General features: G+C 34.4%; 26 protein-coding genes. 6 read left to right on the top strand and 20 right to left on the bottom strand.

What is annotated here, in order from left to right:
• Positions 1-434 precede the first annotated feature (434 nt).
• Genes M3627_RS04035 through M3627_RS04025 form a run of 3 tightly spaced genes read left to right on the top strand, consistent with a single transcriptional unit; the run spans position 435 to position 2,397 of the window.
• Positions 435-1,004 carry a bifunctional transcriptional activator/DNA repair enzyme AdaA gene (locus tag M3627_RS04035; protein ID WP_251553029.1) on the top strand — a complete coding sequence of 190 codons (570 nt, stop codon included), beginning with the start codon at positions 435-437 and terminating at the stop codon, positions 1,002-1,004.
• Positions 1,001-1,906: a DNA-3-methyladenine glycosylase family protein gene (locus M3627_RS04030; RefSeq protein ID WP_251553028.1), complete on the top strand. Its 906-nt coding sequence runs from the start codon at positions 1,001-1,003 to the stop codon at positions 1,904-1,906. The genes M3627_RS04035 and M3627_RS04030 overlap by 4 nt, the downstream gene beginning before the upstream one ends.
• Positions 1,906-2,397, top strand: coding sequence for a methylated-DNA--[protein]-cysteine S-methyltransferase (locus tag M3627_RS04025; RefSeq protein WP_251553027.1), 492 nt, complete (start codon positions 1,906-1,908; stop codon positions 2,395-2,397). The genes M3627_RS04030 and M3627_RS04025 overlap by 1 nt, the downstream gene beginning before the upstream one ends.
• Before the next feature lie 71 nt (positions 2,398-2,468).
• On the opposite strand, the gene M3627_RS04020 is transcribed toward M3627_RS04025, so the two are convergent.
• The 4 genes from M3627_RS04020 to M3627_RS04005 all read right to left on the bottom strand — a co-directional run bounded on the left by M3627_RS04020 (position 2,469) and on the right by M3627_RS04005 (position 4,558).
• The gene (locus M3627_RS04020) at positions 2,469-2,705 is read right to left on the bottom strand and encodes a hypothetical protein (RefSeq protein WP_251553026.1); all 237 of its coding nucleotides are present in this window, start codon (positions 2,703-2,705) and stop codon (positions 2,469-2,471) included.
• A 137-nt stretch (positions 2,706-2,842) separates the two neighbouring features.
• Positions 2,843-3,337, bottom strand: a complete 495-nt coding sequence (locus M3627_RS04015; protein ID WP_251553025.1) for a hypothetical protein — start codon at positions 3,335-3,337, stop codon at positions 2,843-2,845.
• A gap of 165 nt (positions 3,338-3,502) precedes the next feature.
• Positions 3,503-4,093 carry an SMI1/KNR4 family protein gene (locus M3627_RS04010; protein ID WP_251553024.1) on the bottom strand — a complete coding sequence of 197 codons (591 nt, stop codon included), beginning with the start codon at positions 4,091-4,093 and terminating at the stop codon, positions 3,503-3,505.
• Between the two features lie 51 nt (positions 4,094-4,144).
• A complete protein-coding gene (locus M3627_RS04005; protein WP_251553023.1) occupies positions 4,145-4,558 on the bottom strand; it encodes a DUF4830 domain-containing protein in 414 nt (137 codons plus the stop codon).
• A gap of 247 nt (positions 4,559-4,805) precedes the next feature.
• Here M3627_RS04005 and M3627_RS04000 point away from each other — a divergent pair, with 247 nt between their 5' ends.
• On the top strand, positions 4,806-5,165 hold the full coding sequence (locus M3627_RS04000) for a VOC family protein (RefSeq protein WP_251553022.1): 360 nt from the start codon (positions 4,806-4,808) through the stop codon (positions 5,163-5,165).
• Between the two features lie 272 nt (positions 5,166-5,437).
• Here M3627_RS04000 and M3627_RS03995 read toward each other — a convergent pair whose 3' ends face one another.
• The 6 genes from M3627_RS03995 to M3627_RS03970 form a co-directional block, all read right to left on the bottom strand.
• On the bottom strand, positions 5,438-5,881 hold the full coding sequence (locus M3627_RS03995; protein ID WP_251553198.1) for a GNAT family N-acetyltransferase: 444 nt from the start codon (positions 5,879-5,881) through the stop codon (positions 5,438-5,440).
• A gap of 233 nt (positions 5,882-6,114) precedes the next feature.
• Positions 6,115-7,152 (bottom strand): collagenase, encoded by a 1,038-nt coding sequence (locus M3627_RS03990; protein WP_251553021.1) that lies wholly within the window; start codon positions 7,150-7,152, stop codon positions 6,115-6,117.
• A gap of 9 nt (positions 7,153-7,161) precedes the next feature.
• Entirely contained in the window at positions 7,162-8,187 is a 1,026-nt protein-coding gene (locus M3627_RS03985) for an aldo/keto reductase (RefSeq protein ID WP_251553020.1), read from the bottom strand.
• Positions 8,184-8,738 carry an NUDIX hydrolase gene (locus tag M3627_RS03980; protein ID WP_251553019.1) on the bottom strand — a complete coding sequence of 185 codons (555 nt, stop codon included), beginning with the start codon at positions 8,736-8,738 and terminating at the stop codon, positions 8,184-8,186. Before M3627_RS03980 ends, M3627_RS03985 begins: the two co-directional genes overlap by 4 nt.
• A 62-nt stretch (positions 8,739-8,800) precedes the next feature.
• Positions 8,801-9,142, bottom strand: a complete 342-nt coding sequence (locus M3627_RS21025) for a zinc ribbon domain-containing protein (RefSeq protein WP_251553018.1) — start codon at positions 9,140-9,142, stop codon at positions 8,801-8,803.
• Positions 9,143-9,160: 18 nt separating this feature from the next.
• Positions 9,161-9,934, bottom strand: coding sequence for a phosphotransferase family protein (locus M3627_RS03970; RefSeq protein WP_251553017.1), 774 nt, complete (start codon positions 9,932-9,934; stop codon positions 9,161-9,163).
• A gap of 183 nt (positions 9,935-10,117) precedes the next feature.
• Here M3627_RS03970 and M3627_RS03965 point away from each other — a divergent pair, with 183 nt between their 5' ends.
• Both M3627_RS03965 and M3627_RS03960 read left to right on the top strand, forming a co-directional pair.
• Positions 10,118-10,900, top strand: coding sequence for a hypothetical protein (locus M3627_RS03965; RefSeq protein WP_251553016.1), 783 nt, complete (start codon positions 10,118-10,120; stop codon positions 10,898-10,900).
• Between the two features lie 200 nt (positions 10,901-11,100).
• A complete protein-coding gene (locus M3627_RS03960; RefSeq protein ID WP_251553015.1) occupies positions 11,101-11,892 on the top strand; it encodes a M15 family metallopeptidase in 792 nt (263 codons plus the stop codon).
• Between the two features lie 97 nt (positions 11,893-11,989).
• On the opposite strand, the gene M3627_RS03955 is transcribed toward M3627_RS03960, so the two are convergent.
• From M3627_RS03955 to M3627_RS03910, 10 genes are all read right to left on the bottom strand, one after another.
• Complete coding sequence (locus tag M3627_RS03955; RefSeq protein ID WP_251553013.1) at positions 11,990-12,439, bottom strand: YhfM domain-containing protein; 450 nt, start codon at positions 12,437-12,439, stop codon at positions 11,990-11,992.
• Between the two features lie 160 nt (positions 12,440-12,599).
• Positions 12,600-13,169, bottom strand: coding sequence for a 5' nucleotidase, NT5C type (locus M3627_RS03950; RefSeq protein WP_251553012.1), 570 nt, complete (start codon positions 13,167-13,169; stop codon positions 12,600-12,602).
• Positions 13,170-13,260: 91 nt separating this feature from the next.
• Positions 13,261-14,358, bottom strand: coding sequence for a bifunctional diaminohydroxyphosphoribosylaminopyrimidine deaminase/5-amino-6-(5-phosphoribosylamino)uracil reductase RibD (gene ribD / locus M3627_RS03945; protein ID WP_251553011.1), 1,098 nt, complete (start codon positions 14,356-14,358; stop codon positions 13,261-13,263).
• A gap of 10 nt (positions 14,359-14,368) precedes the next feature.
• Entirely contained in the window at positions 14,369-15,115 is a 747-nt protein-coding gene (locus M3627_RS03940; protein ID WP_251553010.1) for a GTP cyclohydrolase II, read from the bottom strand.
• Between the two features lie 573 nt (positions 15,116-15,688).
• Positions 15,689-15,970, bottom strand: coding sequence for a hypothetical protein (locus M3627_RS03935; protein WP_251553009.1), 282 nt, complete (start codon positions 15,968-15,970; stop codon positions 15,689-15,691).
• A 326-nt stretch (positions 15,971-16,296) separates the two neighbouring features.
• A complete protein-coding gene (locus M3627_RS03930; protein WP_251553008.1) occupies positions 16,297-16,518 on the bottom strand; it encodes a hypothetical protein in 222 nt (73 codons plus the stop codon).
• A gap of 156 nt (positions 16,519-16,674) precedes the next feature.
• Positions 16,675-17,139, bottom strand: a complete 465-nt coding sequence (locus M3627_RS03925; protein ID WP_251553007.1) for a hypothetical protein — start codon at positions 17,137-17,139, stop codon at positions 16,675-16,677.
• Positions 17,140-17,410: 271 nt separating this feature from the next.
• The gene (locus tag M3627_RS03920) at positions 17,411-18,133 is read right to left on the bottom strand and encodes an HAD-IIB family hydrolase (RefSeq protein ID WP_251553006.1); all 723 of its coding nucleotides are present in this window, start codon (positions 18,131-18,133) and stop codon (positions 17,411-17,413) included.
• Positions 18,096-19,319, bottom strand: a complete 1,224-nt coding sequence (locus M3627_RS03915) for a glycosyltransferase (protein WP_251553005.1) — start codon at positions 19,317-19,319, stop codon at positions 18,096-18,098. The genes M3627_RS03920 and M3627_RS03915 overlap by 38 nt, the downstream gene beginning before the upstream one ends.
• A 254-nt stretch (positions 19,320-19,573) precedes the next feature.
• The gene (locus M3627_RS03910; RefSeq protein WP_251553004.1) at positions 19,574-20,383 is read right to left on the bottom strand and encodes a YitT family protein; all 810 of its coding nucleotides are present in this window, start codon (positions 20,381-20,383) and stop codon (positions 19,574-19,576) included.
• Between the last annotated feature and the right edge of the window lie 11 nt (positions 20,384-20,394).

Raw genomic sequence — 20,394 nt, 5'->3', positions numbered from 1 at the left:
TGAAGTTAAAACTACGCTCACTTACATTCCTCCTTTATTTAAGCTATGCTTTACGAAAATAACTCATAACACCATAAAAACGACTCGAAATAAAAGTTATATAACATGCTAGAATTCACAAGTAAACAAATGCTTTATACCTCAACAAATTTTAATAAAATGTCATTTTATTAGCCTCAATACGCAACCAGCATTTATATAACAAATACCAAACGTAAAACTTAAATTATGTGATACTTTTATTACAGATTAATATTATCCTTTAAATTAGTCAACTAAAAATTCAGAAAATAACAACGAATATTGGACCATAATAGCAAGAATTAAGACGATTCCTTCTCCTATATTTGTTAAAGTAGACATAGGGCAATTACAAACGATAAAAGTTATATGATATGATGAATAAAATTTACTGAAAAAGGGAGTGAAAATTCGTGGCTAGAGCAAATCTTTCTTTTGAGGAAATGTGGCAAAGATTCATGTCTTGCGATAGTAATTATGACGGATGTTTTTATACAGCTGTTAAAACTACTAAAATTTATTGTAGACCTTCCTGTAAATCTCGAAAACCCAAAAAGGAAAACGTACAGTTTTATAAAACCAAATCTGAGGCAGAGAATGCTGGTTTTCGAGCCTGTAAAAGATGCAAGCCTGATATAGAACTTGCGCCACAAGAGGTGCTAGTAAGCGAAGTCATTTCTTTTCTGACCTGCAATTACAAGCAGGTATTAACGCTTGAGAGCCTCTCTTTACATATCGGAGTAAGTCCATTCCATCTGGAACGAGTCTTTAAACATGTAACGTCCGAGAGTCCACGTACGTTTTTAGAAAAAGTTCGCATAGAAAAAGCAATCGATTTATTGAAGAATACAGATAATACAAACCTAGAAATATCATTGAAAACTGGCTTTAAAAGTACATCAACTTTTTATAAAGCTTTTAAAAATTCCTTACAGACCTCACCTAGTGAATATCGTAAACAATGGAGGAGTTCGCAAATATGAATGAGATCCTACAACCTGATACACTAAATATACCCACACCTCCCGACTTTAGCTTCGAGGAATGTCTAGCTCATTTAATGAGATCGGAACAAGAAACAGTGCACCAAGTAATAAATTACTCTATTTATAAAGCTATTAAATTAGATGATGATGAGCCCATTTTGTTTATAATTGAATGGAAACCTGATGCTCTACATGTACGATTTCCACTTACTACACCTTCTGCTAAGCAAAAAGAGCAGATTATTTCATTTATAAGGGAATGGTTTGATCTGACTACGGATTTGAATGGGTTTTATGAGCTCGCTAAACATGATCCTATATTAAGCCCGATCGTTCAAGACCATTTTGGCTTACGAATCATGGGAATTCCTAATCTTTTTGAAGCATTAACTTGGGCCATTATCGGTCAACAAATTAATTTAACATTTGCCTATACTTTAAAAAAGCGATTAGTAGAAAAATACGGAGACTTTGTAGAATATGAAGGGAAAAGATTTTATGCATTTCCTTCCTTTGAAATGGTTGCTTCTTTAACAACAGATGATTTAAGAGCCTTACAATTTAGTTCTAGAAAAGCAGAATATATCATTGGTATTGCTCAGCTGATGAAAGGCGGAAAGTTAGACAAGGACCTATTATTTAAACTAGAGACATTTGAACAAAAGCATTTGTTTTTAACGACTATAAGAGGTATCGGACCTTGGACTGCAGACTATGTGTTGATGAAAAGCCTACAAGAGTCCTCTGCTTTCCCTATTTCAGACGTTGGATTGCATAACGCCCTGAAAAAACAATTAAACCTTGACCGTAAACCTACGATGGACGAACTAAAAGAACTAGCCGAACGATGGAAAGGCTGGCAGGCATATGCTACATTTTATCTATGGAGGTCCTTATAATGTATCAAGTACACTATCAATCACCAATTGGAGTATTAGAAATCTCAAGTACGAGCGAGGCTATTGATGCTATTCGCTTTACGGAGAGAAAAGAAGTGGAACGCGCGCTAGAGACCGATCATCCTCCTATACTCCATACTTGTATCGAGCAATTAAATGAGTATTTTTATGGAGACCGTATGGAATTTACCTTTCTCTATAACTATGAGGGCACTGAATTTCAGCAATCGGTTTGGCAAGCACTTACACAAGTTCCTTATGCGACAACTGCTACCTATAAGCATATAGCCGAAACGATTGGGAAAAATCGTGCGGTAAGAGCTGTAGGAAGTGCTAATAACAAAAACAGATTGCCTATTGTGATACCCTGTCATCGAATCATAAGCGTTGGAGGAAAGTTGACTGGTTACGCTGGAGGACTATGGAGGAAAGAATGGCTTTTACAGCATGAACGAGCTAAATTGCAAAATATAAACACCACTACTCTATAAATAGTAAGAAGGAGCCCTAGGGAAATATCCAGGGCTCCTTCTAAGCGTTACCGAGGTCTTTGGAATAGAAATCAAACTTGTAATTTTCTTAGTCTAAAAATCAGGAAAAAGGATAGAACGAACAAAGCAATACCTACAAATAAATACCATCCTTTTCCATCATAAGAAATCATAAGAATAAGTTCCCACAAGTTTGATGGACCAGAATCAGGACTATCACTATGTGGGTAATTAAATATAAAAGGTAATATTCCGAAGACAGATAAGATTACACCTAAAATAGGTAAAATAATAGAAACTACTTTCATAAATACACCTCCATTTTTTTCTTGTTATCCGTCTTTTTGAATTTTTATTTAAGTAAAGATCATTACGAAAACATCCAATCAGTAAAAACCATTTTAATCATGCTTTTAATCGCGGAATTGTTAAAATTTATAAAAGATTATGGCGATTCCTTAATTCGTTTTAGAACATACATAATTAGCAGCAATAAAACTAAGGAGAGCAGACTGATATATATGGTTTTTATATTTGTAGAACTTTCGGGTGATATCTGTTCCTCACCCTTATTAGCACTTGAGTCTTTTAAAACTTTTTCAATTGGTTTTTCACCTTTTCCTAATTCAGCTAGATCCTTATCTGCTAAAGACAACAGAGTAGTTTTGGAACAGTAATTCACTTGAATTTCTCCATTTGATTCATTTGCATATACTAAATACTCTTGGTTCAATTCAAATTCATAGCCACAACTCTCCGTATTTCTTACAGTATAAACTGTAATTGGTGATTGATTCTGCCCCTTCCAATATTCATTTACCTCGAAATGTACAGCAATAGGATCAGCAGAAGAATAAATGGACTGATTTTTGTTTTCATCAATTATTTCAACAACTGTTCCTGAGAAAACTGTGGAACTAAAATCTAATTCTTCTTTCACGGTGTTTGGCCGATCACATGAACAAGCGTAACCTGTAACAGTGAAAAAATTAATAAAAGGAAGAAAAGTTATTATAACCAACAAAATAATGTACTTAACTTTATTGTTAATTATAGAATTTATTTTCATTCAACCTCCCGTTTAACACTAAAAGTGTAGATTACATTATTGTTCTTCGTTATCAAGAAAAATAAAGTTACCATCAATAATATCCTGTAAATATTCTTCAAAGCTGTCTGCAATCACTTTGTATTCATCTGGATCATGTAGAAATCGAACTATTTGACCGCTTACACCATCAGATGAAGGATTAAAATCAATAAAGAGTCTTGATGTCCCACCGTTGTTCATACAGTCTGCAAAATGAATATACTTACCGGGTAGCAGTCCCTCTGGATTTATCTTAGGGTCAACAGCCTCCTCGTCATCTTGATATTCTAATAGATAGGAGACGTCTTCTTCTTCCTTTGAACTATCGAGCATCTGTTGTGTAGATAGCAAATAATATGGATATTCGCCATCAGCAACATCAGCGCCTAAAATACAAACTGCAATTTCATTTTCTTTATATTCCCGCCAATATGTACCGTCTATATTTTCCAGTAAACAGATTAGTGATTCTGGACATTCTGGATATTCTGACCTGAGGGTATTAATATCCTCTTTTGAAGCCCCATGCGCTGTATTTAATTCGTCGAGCTCGTTTTTTGATAATGCTTCTCTTAACCTAATTAAAAATTCGTTAACCAAATTCATTATTTTACCTCCTATAAAATATCTGAAATATCTATTTGAATTTACATGTATCTATTTTCGGTACTTAATCATTTGCTCCTTAATGAGACGTTCCTGATCGTCTAAGTTAAATATGCCTGGTTCCCATGTCCGTAATACTCCATAGCCCCCAATAATTTCTTTGTCAACTTCGAATATCACAGCTTGCAAACGTTCTCCATTATCATCTTTTTCTTTTAACAGATAGGTATGCTGTATAACTTCTTCATCTTTATAATCACGTAAAAATGTAATTCCACTCGCTTCATAGTTATTAAGTATTTCATCAGGAATGTCTAATATATATGTTTCAACTTCGAGTGACTTCTTAATCTCCCAACCTTTTTCTGATAAATATATTTCGTGACGTTCATTAACAGTTTCCTGACCACAACCTAGAACGAATAATATTCCAACAATAATCATAAAGAGCATTCTGATTTTCATTACAACACCTCATTTTGTAATTTGATGCAAGAATGATAGTGTTCTATATCTTATTCAAATCTATCTCCTAAGAATCATTATATTCACGAATATACTCTTAATAACTCCACCTTTTTTCTAGAATGCTGAACTATTAAATATTATTTCTAACTTATATTATTCGACTAAGAAAATTTATATCCTCTAAAAAGGACAATCATTAAGTGGTGTAGAATATGTATAAAAAACTATTAATAGGAGGGTTAATTTGAAAAATCAAGTTTGTGTTATAAGCATTTATGTGCCAAATTTAAATCAAGCAATTGACTTTTATACTAATACTTTAGGTTTTGAACTACATAAGCAGTATGGTCCTAAGCTTGCATCACTCGTTAACGGAGATTTACCACTTGTTTTGGAGGAAAATGATAGTGCTATCAATAACCAAAATGCCTCGGGAGTTGCATTAGGATTGCAAACGGAAGATATTTATGAAAAGGTTAAATTCTTAAAAGAAAAAGAAGTACATTTTATAATAGATCAGCCAACTGATTGCCCTCCAGGAAAATTCATTAGTTTTCGAGACCCTTTTGGAAATATTTTAGAATACCTGCAATTTGAAGATTAATAATTTGGTTAAAAATAAAAAAATTGAATATAAATTTGCATTAAAAAGGGCTGGAATATGTTACTAATAGGTTCAATTATTGGGGAGAAAACGCTAAAATGCATATCATTTTCTTCCCTACTCAGCATATGATTCGCATCTTAATTAAAAGAAAAATTAGCAAGCTAAATCGCACATTATCGTCTGTGCGTTTTTTTACTTCCCATAGTTTATTGTAGTGACTTATTCGACAAACGAGCCCGATTATAGAAATCGGTTCCATTTTCATATGCTCAGACATATTTTTCTGGTGTATACAGTCGCATATAATGATAACCATTCTCCATATTCCTTGTTATTTCAAAGCCTATATTGCTCCAAAATTTTTGTGCAGTTATATTTTCTTGATTAACTGGTAAGGAAATCCTACTTGCATTGTATTCTTTCCACAAATATTCAATACAAAGCCTAGCTGCTGCTGATCCATAGCCTCTTTTTTGATAACGGCTATCTATCATAAAGTTTATGATTTGAGGGTTATTTTCACCCACATACATTAAAACATAGCCCACCATCACATTATCGGCATAAATTGCAAAGGGGCGTGAATCATCATAAAATACCCAAGCTTCGGCTAACGACCACGCTACAGTGTCTACATAGTCTACATTGGTATCTGTTATATGCAAGTTTAGACATTCTTCATAATTGTCCTCATTAATTTTTCTTAACTCCACCAAGGTATTACCTCCTTCCAAATAGTGTTAAGGAAGTTTACGTACATAATTCAACTTTTGATATGTAAAATTAGCAAATAAACAAATAAATCTTAATATAACCAGGAACTCCTTGCACTTTAAGGGTTTACCAGTCATCACCCTCGATGAGCAAAAATACTTTCTAACCTACTACTGTTATTTAGATTTACAAAAGGACCCTTGACACATGTTCAGGGGCCCAGCACTATAGATTAATAATTTGCTAAAAGTGTTTTTTGAAATTCCTCTGTGCTTTGTCCAGTAGTTTTCTCCAATGTGTTATAAAAATCATTTAATGACTCCGATAATAACAACTTGGCTATGATTTCTGATCCATATAAACTATCCAGCTTTTTCACCGTAAAGTAGCCTTGTAGATATACTTTATAATGCTCCAGTGATGGGGGGATGGTTTTATTTGTGTCTAGTAAGCGATAATCCACTGTTCCACCTAGGATCTCATGGTTAATCACCCTATCCTGATAACCAACGTACTCACTTAGCCCCTCTATGAACCAAAAAGGCAGATGCTCCATTTTACTACTCAATCCATTAACCTTTGCAAATTGGTGAATACGATAGTGGGTATATTCGTGTAATAATATTCGTTCCCATCTTTTTTCATCATCCATCTTCATTAGATGAATAGATTGATTCCTACGTTTGTAATAACCTACTGCTCCAGGGGACACTTCCTTAATAGCGGAGGAATCATTGTATATTTCAATCTTTAAAGGGTCCTTTAGCTCTGACCCGAAAATCCGATCTAGCTTTGCCTTTTCCTTAGCTAACAGCGAGGAGTACTCCTGCACAGAAGCAATATTATCTGCTGCAAAATAATAAGAGATACTATCAATCTGCTTAGACTCCACATTTTTTTGGATTGAGTCTCCTGAAAATAAAGAGAATAATTTTCTGCTTCTCTTCTCTTCTGCTTTGGCTCCAGCAGCTAGAGGCGCTATCTCTTTATAAGGTTCTTCTATGAAATTAGACCATGCGCTACCTCCTAGATAGAAGGAGCATAATAAGGTAGCTGTTAATATAAAGCTAACAGTGGGCCGAATAATGGAGACCGAAAAGTCTCGTTTGGTTTCCAAGTAATACATATAAAAGATAAAAAGTAAGCAGCTAATTAATATGCTCCACACTAGATTGCTCCAGCTATAATACATAGTAAATGCTTCCACGGTATACGCTCCAATGACGAAAGGAAACAACAGACACAAAGCTCGCTTGATGATCGTTCTCAATTTATCCTCCTATTGAATGGTTCTACGTTTACTCGTTGCTATGTTTTGCTTGGCATGGTCGATTTGCTTCATACCAACCATTGTTGATAATATGCCCTTCGTATCCATTAGGAATCGCAAGCTATCATCTGTTTTTTGTATATCTTTGCCTAGGTTGAAGGGAGCGCTTGTCGTTACGTGCATACCTAACTGTCTTGCTACTTCGAGTACTGTCATTTCAATTCCAGCAACTGATTGAGTTTTCTTTTTGATTGCTTCAGGAAAAACTCTATTTACAGGTAATTGCACAAATCTAAAGTGATGGTCTTCCCCTCCGACATTTCTGGCTATACTTTCTGCTATTTCTAAAGAGATATATCCTTTCTCATCCTGATCACCAATAAGTCCAAGCCATGTAGCCATTCCATAAAAGCGGATAGTTTGTTTATCTACCTGTTCCTCAAAAAAGTAAAATAAATCCTCCAGCTGGTTGTAGAATGCATCTTTTCCAAGGACCTTCATAGAAAGCTCTGGAACATGTAAATAATATATATCAATCGTATCCAAATGAAGGTGCTTTCTGCTTTGCTCTAAAGCAAACCGGAAATAATTAGGAGTGAGTACGTGCTTTTGAGTTTCAACAGTTTGTATATCTGTCTCTTTAATAATTTTATTTTGTAAAAGCACCGACTCTAAATAATCCTTTGGAACAAGTCCTGCATCTTTATCACCAGGTAGGAGCCCACCTTTAGTAGAAAGGACAAATTCTGATCTGTTCAATTTTTTGTTTTCTGTTATCTCTAAAAGAACCTTGCCGATGTCTCTTTCTGATTTCATACCACGATAATTTAAAGCTGTATCAATAAAGTTTAGTCCATTTAAAAGACAATACCGGATAGTTTCTTGATATAAGACAGAATGGTCCTCCGTCATCTCTCCTAAATGTGTTCCAATTGCTATTGGAGAGCAATAAAACCATGGCGTTTCTCTAAAATTAGATTGATGACGACTTAGATAACCAAAAGTATTTTCTCTAGATGCAAAGCCTTTGATCATTGGATGCCCTTCTCCTTCAAGAAAGCTAAAGCCATATAATAAGCATTAGCGGTGAAAAGCTGTTGAATATCACCATTCGCTATCAATGAATGCATTTCCTTAAAATCGAACATATGAACATCAACAAATTCCGTAGGATCCAGCTGTTGATCACTAATATGAAATGCATCTAAAATCAAATAGGTATATACCTTATTTGTTTGAGTAGCTGGGTTTACGTAAAATTGGCCTAGTAATATCGGCTCTTGGTCGGTTGTATAACCAGTCTCCTCTTGAACTTCTCTAAGAATTGCCTCCTGATAGCTTTCATGTCCCTCTGGCTTTCCAGCTGGGATTTCTAAAAAAATATTTTGACCTGCGTAGCGATATTGGCTTACTAAAATAATTTCGTGTTCCTTTGTAAGGACAATCGCATTGACCCAATCCGTATATTCATTTACATAGTAGTCTTCAATTACTTGTCCATCTGGCAGTTCGCAAATGTCTCTTCTTAAATTACCAAATGGGGATTTGAAAACATACGAGGAACTTAACGTTTTCCAAGCGACCAATCGTTTCACTCCTTTATCTTGAATTTCAGTAGGTAAGCCATAATAATGACTTAAATTCAAACTTATACTTTTAGCGAGGTACCACAATCGGAGCAAAAATTAGATGACCGACGAACAGGATGGCCACAGTTTGAGCAATAGGCTTCCGCTTTTAACTGTCCCTCCTCCCATCCTTGGCTGGCTGCAGCCATTTGTTCACGTATTACCTCGTTATTCAGTTCTATTAATTTTTTATGATTACCTATTCCAGTTAAAACAAATCCAAAAAAGATAATGGGAGCACCTACAAAGAATAACCAAAAATACTGCGGTTCCTCAAAAAAATCCAGCGTAAAAAATTCAAAAAAAGCAAACCCTATGCAGCATACGCCAACTATCATCATAAATGGACCTATTAGCTTCACTTCAAGGTCACCTCATTTTCAAAAAAATTCATAAAGACCTCCATCAAAATATTTAAACTCTTCTATTGAAATAGGTGTAGAATCATAACCCTCATAGAAAGCTTCTACTAAAAGTGGATTTGATTGTATAGATCTAGTTGCAAGAGCTAGGTCATACCGTGGGTCTCCATATGCTACTCCAGCAAGATCAATAAAAGCATATACCTTACCATCCTTCACAAGTACATTATCAATCGTACAATCCCCATGTATAAGTGTTTGAGGTACTGGCTTAGGCTGGTTGAATTTTAAATAGGTCAGTAGCTCTTCATTGCCGTCGACCTCATAATGCATGACGTTATATGTGGCGGTTTGTAATTGTTTTTCAAGCCAGGTCTTTTCAGTTAACAATGCTTCTGGTGACCTAGTAGAATGTAATAATTTTAGGAGATTTCCAAAGCTAAAAAAAAGGGTTCTCTTTTCATCGATTGTATTTGCTTCGTGTAAGGCTTCTCTTAAAGGCACACCCTCTAACTTACTCATTAGAAGTGAATTCTTTTCTTGCTGCTCTTGGAAATGCTTGAATAACGGAATCGGAAGTTCTGTCTCTTGATTTAGAAGCACCATTAGCTCTGCTTCTTTTTTTAGCCATTCCCGATAAGGTAGCTCTGTTGCTACCTTCCATACCAAATCCCCTTTTTCTGTTTGTAGAAAGGTGGTAAATGATGTGCCACCTTGACGCTTTGGGGAAGATTGAGCGAGTATTTCACCAGTTATTTTTATATCTAAACCTTTAATTATTTGTTTATTCAAAATAAAACACCTCTAGGCCATATTATACAATAGCTTAATGATAAATAACTATGTCTTTTTCATTATTTTGTAAAAATTAAAACTTTTTTCGTTATATCCATTGATGCATGAACCATCTATCCCTATATGTTACCTACTTGCATATTCTAATGAATATGGTTAGCTCACAGGGAGGAATATAAATTGGGATTATTCATCAACGATAGCCAGCATCCAGGTGTTTTTAAAAATAATGGCGAATTAAAAGCTAGCAACCAAGTAGAGTTTCGTAGTAACTACTTATCCGATTTCATGCTTAGCCAAGAAGCTACAAACCAGTCTGTTTTAGAAAATATTAGTCGACTAAATAATTCGCAACAACAATATGGGGACCAACAAATAACGCATTGGAATGAAATTAACAAAAGACTTGAGTACTTAAAGGATTTAAATATGCAACATGAACAGGTTGAAAAACAAATACAAACTGGGCTACAAAAATTAGAGCAACAAAACGAGAAATTGCACCATTTAATAACAGAAGAGCAGCTTGGAAGACAACGTTTAATGGAGCATATTGAGCATCTAGATGAAACGAATCACCACATAAAGGTTCGACTAGACAGCTCAGAAGAAACTAATGGAGTAATCGTCAAGAAACTAGATGATCTTTCATTAAAAAATGTAGAAGTACTTTCAAATATGGATCAGATGACAGCTTTTCAACACGAAGCAATAACCAAAATAGACGAACAGCACCAGTTCCATCATACAATTGCCCAACAAATGAGCGGTTTGGAAGAATCACAAAAGGGTTTAACAAGTCGAGTAGATCTCCAAGAAGGCTTGCTGGAGAAAATAATGAGGCAGATCGATCATATTCGATTTTCATTATATGAAAGAACAAATTTCATAGAGGAAAAAATGGAGAAGTTGTATCAGACTTCAATAGCTAGTTTTCAAAAAATAAAAAATGGGTCTAATTAATTTACTTTGGGAGTAAATTGCAAAGATATTAATGTACAACTTGGATACTTTCAATTTACTTTCTAGCAATCTAAAAAGATTATTATAAGTGAGGTGATGTTTTATAAAATGATAACCTTAAGAAAAAATTAAGAATTATCCTACCATAATCTTAAAGTCTACTTGCTATGCTAGATATATCTAGTAAGGGAGTGAGACAGTTGAAAAAATTCTTCTTATTATGCTGCCTTTCAACATTTGGTTTTTTTATCTTTACTAACTATACCAATGAAGACAGACAGATCTTTACAATTGAAGAAGAACAGATTTATGTAGGGAATCTTATATTAATCAATAACGAGGTAAAACTTCAAAAAGAACCGACCGAGATCATAGCGGTACCTAATAACTTTGCAAATAACGTGGAAATTCAATCAGAAATTACTGTACATAAGGATTTACTGACCCCTATGCAGGATATGTTCAAGGCAGCTGAAAAAGATGGAATGATACATTTTAAGCTAAATAGCGGTTTCCGTACTGGCATTGACCAACAAAAACTGTATGAAGAATTAGGTTCTCAGTATGCCCTACCAGCTGGCTATAGTGAGCATCAGTCAGGCTTATCCATTGATATTGGTTCTACCGAAGGAATGATGGAATATACACTGGAAGCAGAATGGTTAGCCCAGCATGCACCAGAATTTGGCTTTATTTTGCGTTATCCGGAGAACAAAGTTGAAGTTACTGGAATCGCTTTTGAACCTTGGCATTTTCGCTACGTTGGAAAACCCCATAGTCTTATTATGACCAAGGAAGATTTAGTGTTAGAAGAGTACCTAGCATTTATAAAAGAAAAAGGCGAATATGAAACAACGATTGAAGGTAAGCACTATCAAATAAGATATGTAAAACCGGAACAATTAAAAATTATGGAATTATTAAAAACCAATCAAGATGAAATCTCGGGGGATAATTTGGGCGGAATCATTATCACTAAAGTAATTGATTGAGCTTATACTCTAACGCCCATAGAATGACAAAAATAAATTCTACTCCTATATGTCATTAACTATTAAAAACAAGCAAACATATGATTGAACCCAAAGTCTACAGTTTCCTTTTCAACAAATTGCTAATTTTTTTACTCATTTCTTTATCAAAAGTATAAATTGTATGGGTATCATCAGTTTTCATTAAAGAGCTGTTTTGACTATTCTCTCCTACCCATAAATAATAACTTTGTCTTTTATCGTTTTTAAATGTAATATCCATATAATAATCAGGATTAGCCATATTAACAATTCCATCTTGTTTTACAGAGCTAGAGATCATATCTTTAAACTCTTTTATAATGGCTTCATCTTTAATAACAATATCATCTTCCAAAGTTGAGCTTGATAGAATAACTTCCATTACTTCACCTTCTGCGTCTAATTTTTCATTTAACGCTTTCTGTGGGTAATCGTATAATGTTGCTTTGCTTTCATTTGACTGACATCCTAAAAGTAAAATAGATAAAAAGGTTAATGGGAAAAGAATGAATTGTATTTTTCTCAAAATGTCACTTCCTTTGAACTTTTATTATTTCATCATTAGACGGTTCATCCCTTGCTATGTTTCAAATATAAAAATTATTACATAAAAAAAATACCCCATGCATATTAGTCGCCAACTAATATGCATGGGGTATTTAAATCACGATATATATTATGTCGGGTTAGACTGTTTCCTCTAGAATTTTCTTCAAGTCGGACCATTGTTTCAATCTTGGCATATCGATTAATTGGTTATACGATTGGTCCTTTATGAATACTTTTGTATTTACATTTTGAAGTGTTTCTAGTACCGCTGGCTTATCATCGAAATAGTAATCTAACTCTAATGCCTTGATTGTTGCTATTTTTTCCTCATCCTGCATCCCACAGTAAAAATTTTCATCTTTAATAGGAAAGCCTTGTGCTTTCATCCAATCTCGTGTTTGAGCGCAATATTTTTTGGGGCGAGAGGTAATGTAGTAAATCTCATGTCCATCATTTTCTAGAGCATTTAAAGTTTCCAAGGCTCCTTCAAAGGATGGGCATTCGGTAAAATATATTTCCTCCGTACAATCTCTCCACATAGTGTTTCCAGCTTCTTTTTCCAAACCAAAAGCTTCATGAATCTCTACCGTTTTTAAAGCATGAAATACGTCAAGATTCACATTTTGATTAAGTTTCTTATTGTATAAGTGAAAAGCATGCTCTCTCAAATTAATTAATGTATCGTCAATATCAAAGCCGAATTTCATTTTTATTCTCCTACTCTTATACCGTTATCACATATAACTGTTATTTCATTTAATTTTCTTATACTAAATCGTAGTATGGGTATGTAGCTCATTATTTTTTAGGATAGGCTATTATACGAAGATCGTCTCCGAACTTTTGGAATTCATCAAAATACAATTGCTTGGCAGCATCCATTGACTCTGGATTTTCTCCAGTAAAAGGAGTAATGGATTCTTTGCCTCCCAGTACTTTTGGAGCTATATAAATATAGTATTTATCAATTAAACCAGCATTCAGAAAGGCAGAATTTATCGCCCCTCCACCTTCAACCAGTATGTCGGTTAACCCTTGTTGATATAATTCACTAAGTACCTCTTCTAAATCCAGTCCACTATTTTTTTTGGAAACGAATAATACCTTTGCTCCCTTTGATTCATATTCCTTCACACGGTTTGAATCTACTTCTTTACTTGTTACTATAATCGTTTCGGCTTCCTCTGTTTGAAGGACCTGTGCATCTAAAGGAGTTCGTAGGCTGCTATCCAAGATAATTCTTGTTGGATTTTTTCCATCAAGCTCAGTAAGTCTTGTAGTTAAGGCTGGATTATCTGCTATTACTGTACCTACCCCTACTAAAATACCGTCTACTTCATTTCTTAGTGTATGCACATCTTTACGTGATACTTCTCCAGTAATCCATTTTGAATGTCCATTGTAGGTTGCGAGTTTACCATCTAGCGTCATGGCAAATTTTGAAATGACAAATGGACGCTTGGTAAGCATATTGTGTATAAAACGCTCGTTTAACTTTTGTGCTTCTTTTTCTAATATGCCGACATCAACCTGAATGCCCGCATCACGAAGCAGTTGAATGCCTCTCCCTGCAACCTCAGGATTAGGATCCCTAGTCGCTACAACGACTCTACTTACCTTCGATTCCTTCACTAAATTTGCACAAGGTGGTGTTTTACCGTAATGTGAGCAAGGTTCTAAGGTTACATAGAGAGTGGAACCTTCGGCATGCTGTTGAGCCATATTAAATGCATGGACTTCTGCGTGAGGCTCGCCTGCCTTGCGATGTAATCCCGTACCAACAATCACTCCATTTTTCACAATTACTGCACCCACTACTGGGTTAGGATTCGTATTGCCTTTCGCACTAGCTGCTAAGTCTAATGCAAGCTTCATATATTCCTCGTCGGTTTTCATTGTATACACCTCACACTTTTAAACTGGGGTTCTCTTCTAAAATATGTCCGGATTTTTTCACCTTCGTATTCAAATAAAATTCATTTGTTTCCGTCAGTCCACCCCATAAAGGCACGTGATCCTTAGCAAGAAGACCATGGTTCTTTAACGCAGCCAGCTTCCTAGGATTATTAGTTATTAAAGTCACCTGCTTGCTTCTCAATACTTCTAACACGCGAATTGCATCTTCATAGGAGCGACTATCGTCTTCAAAGCCTAGTGCATGATTGGCTTCAACCGTATCATAGCCTTCCTCCTGTAAAAGATAAGCCAGTGATTTAGAAAATAAACCGATTCCTCTACCTTCATGATCTGCTAAATAAAAAATGGCTCCACAGCCATGATTTACTACCATTTTCATCGATTCATGTAGCTGGAAACCACAATCACAGCGTTGACTACCAAAAATATCTCCTGTGTGACAAATACTATGCATACGAACAAGTGCATCTTCCTCATTGGCGAAGTCACCATAAACAAGAACAGAGGACTGTTGGCCAAAAGCTAAATTTGAATGTGACAATGAGATTAAAATATCCTCATTTGATAAATTTTTATCAATTTTAACCCACGTATACCATTGAAAGGTTGTTTGGAAATCACCTTGTTTAATAGGCAAGTTAACTGGTCCTACTAGACAAAGGTCAAGCTCCTCAACCGTTTCTATTATTTTGATTTTATCCTGTAACAATGTCAGCGTTTCTTTATTTATATTCATTTTCATTCACCTATCATTCATATTCATCATTTTTGTCTATTATATTCTAATTATTTTTTGTTACTTACATAACGTAACCTAGTATATAATTACAACCTAGCCGTGTCAACTTTTCTTCCCTTTTCCATTAAGGAATGGTGCGAACAAACATAAATATCTTACCATAACTTTTAACCCTAAGATAACATAATCTTTCTTGACTTGATCTGACAAAAAGTAAAAAAATAATAAGCATTTATAATCGTTTCGCTCCATTTTAATGTTTATAAAAACTAGAGTCATACACATTAGTCAATAAATCAAAAAACGTTAAATGAGCAACTTGATTTCTGTAAAAACGTTTCTCTATGCTTGGCTATGGGGTCGAGAATATCGGGAAAAGCAGCACTAGATAGTTCGGACTAGTGTGTCCTATCATTATATACCATTAATACTATTGTATATGTAAAGGTTAATTTAAAAACAAATAAAAAATGAGCTAGGATATATTTATCTTTGCTCATTTACTATATTATTATTTTTTATTAACTCACAGTTAGTTGAAGAAGAATAATTTCTTAAAATACCTGTTGGTTAAGTAATATTTTTTAACCAAGTCATCATTCTAATAACTTGAAAAGGTTCAAACCAAGTAACTAAAAACAGTAATATGATAAAAATAGCAACTGATATATATTTCACGCTTCCTTTTTCTTTTTTAGAGATCGCAATAAAACTAAACACAGCCCCTATAAATATAAAAATAACTCCAGTAAGTATAATAGATTCACCGTAACCATCTATTAACCAGTTCAATATAAAGAATAGAATCCCAATAGACACCAAGACTATTGAGCTAATACTGAATCGTTTCATATATAACACCTCTATTCATTTAACTTCTAAGTATGACTTTAAAATTTCGTAAAAGTTTCAATTTGTGTCCAGCTAACCTTTTGCATTAAGATCAATAAAAAAGGCATTACTCCTACTCAAAGTAATGCTCCCATAAGATGTACAAAATCATTCACTTAAACCAAGTAAATATTGAATATGCTCCAAAACATTTTTTTGATTAATATCATATCCTGTTGACTGTTGACCGTTTTCCATACCAACTCACGCCCACTTATAATCCCTTTGCTTACTTTACTTCAATAAGAAAATGCCTTTACACATTCTTGTAGCTTGCAGCTGTTAGCTTAAGAAGAATTTTTTACTTTATTCTTCCGTTTCTTACGATAAAAATAACGCCACAAATAAAAGACAGTCCAAGCTATTACTAACACTAACAAACGAATATACTGATATTTTTGTTCACCATAAAATATAAAAATGCTTCCTATAATAAACGTTGGTACTACCAAATAGAACCACATTCTTACTTCCTTGTTTTTAAAACTTAATTCAAATCTTTCACTCATACACTCTCCCCCTTTATCACTTTCTTCATCTACCTTTCCCCCTAATACGTATGAAAAGAATTAAGGTTCCTATTTTTTACATTTAAACCTCAATAAGATTAGTTTTGCTAACTAAATCAAAATAGAAGTTGAAGAGTATCAGGTAAAAAGCTTTCGTTACTCTTTTTGATATTTATCTACAGAATGGATATTCAAAGTGTCACAGGCTTGTGTTGTATAATCACTTCCTAAAGCCTGAATAGTAATATGATCGTGGAATATCCTATCACCAAATTCCCATTCAATAGACCATCCATCATTTCCATCTATGTCGTAACCAATAAGAGTTCTTTCCCCCCATGTCTCCGTACCTGTTGGGGCTATCCAAAATAATATTGATTCAACGTTTTCTGCTTCCACAGAAATAGCAATTTTCTTAATCCCTTCAGGAACAATATGCCATCCATGCTCCACTTCTAAATCCGTATTAATGTTTTGGATCCTGGCTTTATTATCTCTATTTTCCGAATGAACGGATGAATTTTCTACATTTTCTTTTAAGTGATTCTCTCCTACATTATTACATGCAGTGAGTATCAGTATTACGATTAAGAAGCCCACCCCAATATTATTCGTTCTCATACGCATCCCCTTTATTATAAGAATATTACTTTTTTGGTAAATTTCAAAATAATAATTTAAACATATTTTCATCTTCTACTTAAACTGAGCCAGAAGTTTAAGCGCAACCACATAAAAACATTGTAAGAAAAAACAACCCTTCCCTTATATATAGCCAAATTAAGGAAAGCAGAGGAAATGCTTATCTTTAACGCAAAGAAAAAAGACTATAGACAAATTTAAATTTATCTGTAGTCTTAATGAGTTTATTTATGCGATTTTAAGTAAACATTTAATTATTATAAAAATGTAACCAAGCCTCATGAATTCCGCCAGCACAATTTTTAGTTGCTCTAAATAATTGTGGATGATCCTGTATGTCCATTAGCTCTGGTTGAGCATTTGCTACTATAACAGAAGGATATCCAAGACTTATCATTTCCTCATCATTACCTGAATCTCCTGCAATTAATATAGATGCATTATCATCTACATATTTTTCAATCACGTATGTCAAAGCAGATCCTTTTCCACTGTTCTCAGGAAGTATATCAATATCCCTTCCTGAACTGAAGATAAATTTGTGTGATATATTAGCTTCTAGCAATTCTTGCTTAAACTTCTTTACACTTGCTTCATCCTCTTGCACAGTATAAGAAATCCTAGATTCGTTTGGCAGCTTTTGTTGAACAATAGTTGGATAATTAGAAGCTATTTTCTTTATAGCCTCTGGATTCCAATTTTTCTTCATTAAAAGATTCCACTGTTCATCTGGTTTAAGGTCTTTGCCTATATATATGCCTGTTCCCACATCCGAGATTAAAATACTCGGCACTGGAATGTTAGCCTCTTTCATAAGTTCTATGGCTGACTGCCGATGCCTACCTGTGACATAAACTAAAGTAACTTTCTTTTCCAAACCCTCATAATAGGTAAGTAGCTCTTTTAGGTGTTTTTCATCACCAACAAACGTTCCGTCAAGATCGGTTGCTAGCATTTGCGTAATCATTTGCATATAACAATTCCTCATAAGTATGATCTATTTCTTTTGCAATGGAAGACCAGTTAAAAATGCGTTTTGCACGTTCTCCAGCTTCTCTGCCTAGTCTTTTTGCTAAAAGATTGTCTTTTAATATCGTTTTCATAGCCTTTGCGAGCTGAGAAGGATCTTTTGGCTTCACCTGTAATCCTGTCTTTCCATGAGACACGACATCTTTAAGTCCTCCGACTTCGGAGGCTATAACTGGGGTCCCACAGGCTTGAGCTTCAGCTGCCACAATGCCAAATGATTCATAATAGGATGGTACAATTACTGAAGTTGCTTTAGAAAAAAGTTTACTTAAACCTTGTTGAGATTGAGGCCCTATAAATTCAACATATTCCTCTATCCCTTTCACTTGTTCCCTTAAATGAGGGATGACAGGTAAACCTGAGTTGAAATCTATTTCTTCCTTATCACCACCAGCTAAAACTAATTTAGCATCCAGTTCTGGATTTTCTTTTTTTAATTTTTTAAAGGCATCTAACAAAGTACTAATTCCTTTTGTTTTCTCTAGTCGTCCAGCATACACTAGCAACGGCTTATTCACTGATTTTTTCTTCACTTGAGATTGGAATTCTTTTGCAACTCCAATCGATATTACTTCAATATTTGTAAGTGGTCCTGCAAAGTCCTGAATTATTTGCTTTTCAATCTCTGTAGTAGCAATCACCTTATCAGCAGATGCCAAAACTTTCTTTTCTGAATCTAGACGAATCGGATTAGCAGTTCCAGTTGCTTGTTTTTTTGCAATACCCAATGAATGTGATGTATGAACGAGGGGAATGCCAAACTCTTCTTTTAAAGAAAGCCCTAGTAAACCGGACATCCAATAATGAGAGTGAACAACATCATATTTTTGTATGGTTATATTGTTTTTTATTTCATCATAGAATTGCGGTAATAAATCATATATTTTGTCTTTTGGAATATATCCTTTGTGCCCGGCAGCAAATCTAATGACTCTTGACATATTTCCTAATTTTTCTACTTGAGGAGCATCAGGGTTACACCAATGGGTAATAACATCTACAGCTATACCTCTTCTTCCAAGGGCAAGGGCAAGTTCTTTTACATAGTTGTTTTGTCCTCCAGCCTGTTTTCCACCTAATGTTTCCAGTGGATCCCCATGCTCGGAGATAAATAATATTCTTTTCCACATAACTAGCATCTCCCCTTATCTTAAATAGTAACTATAATGTATATACCCCATTGTCAGAATATTAAACTCAAAAAATATATTTATATAGAATATTAATTACATTGGCCCGTTTTAAAACTACGTGGAGGAGAAGAAAATACTATTTTAAAAATTGGATGTTTATCACCTAAGAGGTCATTTCATACATATCATTTTTAATAAAATTGCAAATTAAAAAGCCCAGAGTATTCCTCTGGACTTTGGTAGATCAATTATTAATTTTTATTAAATGCTCCCATGACTTCAATGGTTTGAGTAATATTTACAAAAGCATTGCTGTCTACTTCTTTAATCATTTTCTTTACTTCTCCAAGTTCATATCTTGTGATGACAGTAAAAAGCACTTTTCTTGGTTGTTTCGTATAAGCTCCCTCTCCGTCCAAAACAGTGATTCCTCGGACCAAGCTTTTAAGCATCTTGTCTTGAACTTCCTCACCTTTTTCGGTGATAATCATCAGAGTTACTTTCACATGTTTCGTATGAATGACATCGACTACTTTTCCGAATACATATAGCACTAATAATGTATACATCGTTTGCTCCCAACCGATGAAATACCCTGAGGCTAAAACAATTACACTATTCATAACAAGCATTAGAGTACCTAAAGAAAAGTCTTTCTTCTTAGTTATGACTAGGCCAATAATATCTATCCCGCCAGTCGATCCATTGAATTTGATGATCATCCCTGTAGCAGCCCCACCAATTACTGCTCCAAAAACAGAGGACAACAGTATATCTTCTGAGATTTGATAAACCGGAATATATTGCATTGCTAAACTCGTTAGGAAAACAGAGTACATACTATATGCTACAAATTTTTTCCCAATACTAACAAAACCTAGAAGAAATACTGGGATATTTAGGATAAAAATTATCCAACCGATATTCCATCCGGTTAAAATCCCAATAATCATCCCAATACCAGAAAATCCACCAAGAATAACTTCATGAGGAACTAAAAATAAGTTCAGTGCAACAGCCATTAATAACGATCCCAAAGTAATAACAATAAAATTTTTCATGTCTTGCTCCT

The organism is Psychrobacillus sp. MER TA 171 (genome assembly GCF_023713305.1).
Lineage (GTDB): Bacteria > Bacillota > Bacilli > Bacillales_A > Planococcaceae > Psychrobacillus.
The sequence above is the reverse complement of the archived record's forward strand: the minus strand, read 5'-3'. Positions and strand labels throughout refer to the sequence as shown.

What these genes read in the sequence shown, in the direction of transcription:
- M3627_RS04030 (WP_251553028.1), top strand. Translation starts at nt 1,001, where the DNA reads ATGAATGAGATCCTACAACCTGATACACTAAATATACCCACACCTCCC.
- M3627_RS04025 (WP_251553027.1), top strand. Translation starts at nt 1,906, where the DNA reads ATGTATCAAGTACACTATCAATCACCAATTGGAGTATTAGAAATCTCA.
- M3627_RS04020 (WP_251553026.1), bottom strand. Translation starts at nt 2,705, where the DNA reads ATGAAAGTAGTTTCTATTATTTTACCTATTTTAGGTGTAATCTTATCT.
- M3627_RS04010 (WP_251553024.1), bottom strand. Translation starts at nt 4,093, where the DNA reads ATGAATTTGGTTAACGAATTTTTAATTAGGTTAAGAGAAGCATTATCA.
- M3627_RS04005 (WP_251553023.1), bottom strand. Translation starts at nt 4,558, where the DNA reads ATGAAAATCAGAATGCTCTTTATGATTATTGTTGGAATATTATTCGTT.
- M3627_RS03985 (WP_251553020.1), bottom strand. Translation starts at nt 8,187, where the DNA reads ATGATCAAAGGCTTTGCATCTAGAGAAAATACTTTTGGTTATCTAAGT.
- M3627_RS03950 (WP_251553012.1), bottom strand. Translation starts at nt 13,169, where the DNA reads ATGAAATTCGGCTTTGATATTGACGATACATTAATTAATTTGAGAGAG.
- ribD (WP_251553011.1), bottom strand. Translation starts at nt 14,358, where the DNA reads ATGAAAACCGACGAGGAATATATGAAGCTTGCATTAGACTTAGCAGCT.
- M3627_RS03940 (WP_251553010.1), bottom strand. Translation starts at nt 15,115, where the DNA reads ATGAATATAAATAAAGAAACGCTGACATTGTTACAGGATAAAATCAAA.
- M3627_RS03935 (WP_251553009.1), bottom strand. Translation starts at nt 15,970, where the DNA reads ATGAAACGATTCAGTATTAGCTCAATAGTCTTGGTGTCTATTGGGATT.
- M3627_RS03930 (WP_251553008.1), bottom strand. Translation starts at nt 16,518, where the DNA reads ATGAGTGAAAGATTTGAATTAAGTTTTAAAAACAAGGAAGTAAGAATG.
- M3627_RS03925 (WP_251553007.1), bottom strand. Translation starts at nt 17,139, where the DNA reads ATGAGAACGAATAATATTGGGGTGGGCTTCTTAATCGTAATACTGATA.
- M3627_RS03920 (WP_251553006.1), bottom strand. Translation starts at nt 18,133, where the DNA reads ATGCAAATGATTACGCAAATGCTAGCAACCGATCTTGACGGAACGTTT.
- M3627_RS03915 (WP_251553005.1), bottom strand. Translation starts at nt 19,319, where the DNA reads ATGTGGAAAAGAATATTATTTATCTCCGAGCATGGGGATCCACTGGAA.
- M3627_RS03910 (WP_251553004.1), bottom strand. Translation starts at nt 20,383, where the DNA reads ATGAAAAATTTTATTGTTATTACTTTGGGATCGTTATTAATGGCTGTT.